Consider the following 3,358-nt stretch of genomic DNA (forward strand, 5'->3'; position numbering starts at 1 on the left):
GCACTACACGCCGCTCTTCCGATCTCGCGCGTCCGGGGGCTTCCCGGACGACCGGCGGTTGTCGCGTCCTGAGACGGCGCCGGGCGGACGCGGCCTTGTGACGGTACGCGGTCTCGGCCCGTCGTCGAGGGACGAGAGGAGAGCGGGGCGCGCCGGGAGGCTGTCCGGGCGCTCGCGTGGGCCTCGTCCCCGCCCGCCCGCTCACGCCGCACAGTCAGACCATGGGGTTGCCGCTCGCGGTCGCCTCGGGCAGTTCCTGGGCGACGTCCCAGTGCTCGGCGATGCGGCCGTCGCGGACCCGCACGACGTCGGCGATCGCTGTGCCCCTGTCGTCGGGCGTGAGCCGCATCAGGCCGTGGGTGACGACCAGGTCGCCCTCGGCCACCACCCGCCTGACGTCGAGACTGAGACCCGGGTGGCCGCCCACGAACCCGGCCAGGAAGGTGGCCGACGCCTCGGCGCCGTCGGGGGCGTGCGGGTTGTGCTGGACGTAGTCGGGATGCACATAGCGGGCGAACGCCTCGTGGGGCTGCTTGCCGTTGAAGGCGAGGTCGAGGAACGACAGCACGAGCTGCTTGTTCCGCTCCAGATCGGTCATGGGTCGAGTCGCTTCCGTATCGAGGGGATGGGGGATGTCCGGCTGAACCGGAGTAGGGAATCTGCGGCGTCCACTCCAGCAGCCCGGTGTCCACGTCCGGAAGGATCGGTCCGGTCTGACGCCATACCCTGACGGTATGGACGGGACGGGCGGGATGGACGGCTTCGACGGCGTTCTGGACGTCAGGGATCTCCGGTACTTCCGCGCCGTCGCCGAGGAGCGGAACTTCACCCGCGCCGCCGAACGCCTCGGCATAGCCCAGCCGCCGCTGTCCCGGGCCGTCCGGCAGCTCGAACGGCGGCTGGGCGCGCGGCTGTTCGACAGGTCCACCCGCCAGGTGACGCCGACGGCCGCCGGACTCGTGTTGCTGGAGGAGGCCGTACGGGTGCTCGACGCGGTGTCGGCGGCGGCCCGCCGCACGCGCCGCGCCGCGCGGGCCACGCCCGCGGTGGTGGTGACGGCCAAGCCGGGGGTGGCCACGGATCTGCTGCGCCGCGTCACGAGGGCGTACGCGTCGCAACCGGACGCGGCCCGGGTCGAGATCGCGGTCAGCGGATACGGGGAGCAGGCCGGGATGGTACGCGACGGGCGCGCCGACGTGGGGCTCCTGGGGGCGGGGGAGGACTGCCACGGGCTGGACCTGGAACCGCTGACGTCCGAGCCCCGGGTGGCGGCGCTTCCGGCCGGTCACGCGCTGGCCGCCCGGTCCGTCCTGTCGTGCCGCGACCTGGCGGGCCTGCCGTTCCCGCACTGCCCTGTCCTGCCGCCACACACCGATGCCTACTGGTCGGGCCGGGACGTGGGGGAGGAGGAAGTGCCGGACGACGCCCGGTGGGCGGCGGCGCACGTCCCGCGGGGGCCGGTCGTGAGGGACAGTTCGCAGCTCCTGGAGGCGGTGGCGCTCGGTCAGGCCGTGGCGCTCGTCCCGGTGTCCCTCGCCGAGCGGAACCGCCGGGACGACATCGCCTATCGCCCGGTCCGGGACGCCAGCCCGTACACGCTTGCGATCGCCTGGCCGGCGGGAAGCCGCTCGCCGTCGATCGCCCGCTTCGTCCGCACCGCGATCGAGGTCGCGAGCCACGAGCCACCCGTCCACGGGGCGGGGCCGCACGCTTCGTTCGGGGAATGATCGACGGCCCCCGTACGGGTGCCCGGCGCGGTGGGCAGCCGTCCGTGCACCTGGAGGGGTGCTCATCAAGCATGGAGAGGCGCTCGCCATGCCGCGCCGGAGCGTGGACGGAGAGCACCGGCAGGAGCGGGCGGCGAAGCACTGGCTGGCGCCGGCGGCGAAGCGCCGGTGGGAGCGGACGTGGAAACCCGGCGTGGTCTTGCAGGTGGCGGGGTTCTGGTAGACGTAGTCCGTGAACGACTCCGACGACGCCCTGCTGCCGCTCGACGCCGTGCGGCCCGCGGTGGTGCCGTCCAAGGGGGCGCCGGTTCCCGCCCCCACGCTGCCGGTGGCCAGGGTGGCGGTGGACAACCCGCTGCCCCATCTCGACCGGCCCTTCGACTACCTGGTGCCCGCCTCGATGCACGAGAGCGCGCAGCCCGGGGTGCGGATCCGGGTGCGGTTCGCGGGCAAGCTGGTCGACGGGTTCCTTCTCGAACGGGCCGAGCAGAGTGAGCACGCCGGGGCGCTGACCGCCCTGGAGCGGGTCGTCTCCCCCGAACGGGTGCTGACGCCGGAGATCGCGGGCCTGGCCAGGGCGGTCGCCGACCGGTACGCGGGCACCCTCGCCGACGTCCTGCGCCTGGCCGTCCCGCCTCGCCACGCCAAGGCCGAGGCGGAGACCCCCGCCTCCACCGCCCTGGCCTCCACCGCCCCGGCCTCCTCGGAGGCCTCCGAGACAGGCGCCTCCGAGACAGGCGCCTCCGAGGCAGGCGTGTCCGAGGCGGGCACGTCCGAGACTCGTGCTTCCGAGGCAGACCCCTCTGACAGAGGCACGTCCGAGACCCGCACCCCCGAGGCGGGTCCGTGGGGCTCGTACCCGACCGGGCCGTCCTTCCTCGCGGCCCTGCGGGACGGCAGGGCGCCACGGGCCGTCTGGCAGGCGCTGCCCGGCGCCCGCGGGTGGGCGCCGGAGGTGGCCGAGGCCGTGCGGGCCACCCTGGACGGCGGCCGGGGCGCCGTGGTCGTCGTGCCCGACGGCCGCGACGTGGCACTGGCCGACGTCGCGCTCTCCACGGTGCTGGAGCCCGGCGACCACGTGGCGCTCACCGCCGATCTGGGCCCCGCCGAGCGCTACCGCCGCTGGCTGCGCCTCCTCCGGGGTCAGGCGCGGGCGGTGGTGGGCACACGGGCCGCGATGTTCGCCCCCGTGGCCGATCTCGGGCTGGTGGCCATCTGGGACGACGGCGACGACCTGCACGCCGAACGGCTGGCCCCGTACCCGCACGCCCGCGAGGTGCTGGCGCTGCGGGCCCACCGCTCGGGCGCGGCCATGCTCATCGGCGGCCACACCCGCACCGCCGAGGCCACCCAGCTCGTCGCCACCCGCTGGGCGCGGCCGATCGTGGCCGCCCGCCAGACCGTACGGAGCCTCGCGCCCCGCGTTCGTCCGGCGGGTGAGGACGCCGAGCTGGCCAAGGACCAGGCGGCTCGGGCGGCGCGGCTGCCCAGCCTGGCGTGGCGGGCGCTGCGCCAGGGCCTGGAGGAGGGGCCGGTGCTGGTGCAGGTGCCGCGGCGCGGCTATCTGCCCGCCGTGGCGTGCCAGCAGTGCCGCGCGCCGGCCCGCTGCGCCATGCCCCCCACACGTGGGG

Annotated in this window: 3 protein-coding genes and 1 pseudogene; 3 read left to right on the plus strand and 1 reads right to left on the minus strand. The window is 75.5% G+C overall.

Translation table 11 applies throughout. From position 1 onward, the window contains the following. Positions 1-214: 214 nt before the first annotated feature. On the minus strand, positions 215-598 hold the full coding sequence (locus tag AB0H81_RS44325; RefSeq protein ID WP_358388406.1) for a nuclear transport factor 2 family protein: 384 nt from the start codon (positions 596-598) through the stop codon (positions 215-217). 136 nt (positions 599-734) lie between these two features. Between AB0H81_RS44325 and AB0H81_RS44330 the strand changes: the two genes are divergently transcribed. The 3 genes and pseudogenes from AB0H81_RS44330 to AB0H81_RS44340 form a co-directional block, all read left to right on the plus strand. After that, positions 735-1,727, plus strand: coding sequence for a LysR family transcriptional regulator (locus tag AB0H81_RS44330; RefSeq protein ID WP_358388408.1), 993 nt, complete (start codon positions 735-737; stop codon positions 1,725-1,727). Between the two features lie 58 nt (positions 1,728-1,785). Beyond that, positions 1,786-1,950: a hypothetical protein gene (locus AB0H81_RS44335; protein ID WP_358388410.1), complete on the plus strand. Its 165-nt coding sequence runs from the start codon at positions 1,786-1,788 to the stop codon at positions 1,948-1,950. Positions 1,951-1,959: 9 nt separating this feature from the next. Next, positions 1,960-3,358: pseudogene (locus AB0H81_RS44340) on the plus strand (primosomal protein N'); the annotation flags it as partial.

Source organism: Nonomuraea sp. NPDC050691, assembly GCF_040654455.1.
In the GTDB taxonomy this organism is placed as follows: Bacteria; Actinomycetota; Actinomycetes; order Streptosporangiales; family Streptosporangiaceae; genus Nonomuraea.

Excerpts from the sequence above, each read along its gene's own strand:
- AB0H81_RS44325 (WP_358388406.1), bottom strand. The coding sequence starts at position 598 with ATGACCGATCTGGAGCGGAACAAGCAGCTCGTGCTGTCGTTCCTCGAC.
- AB0H81_RS44330 (WP_358388408.1), top strand. The coding sequence starts at position 735 with ATGGACGGGACGGGCGGGATGGACGGCTTCGACGGCGTTCTGGACGTC.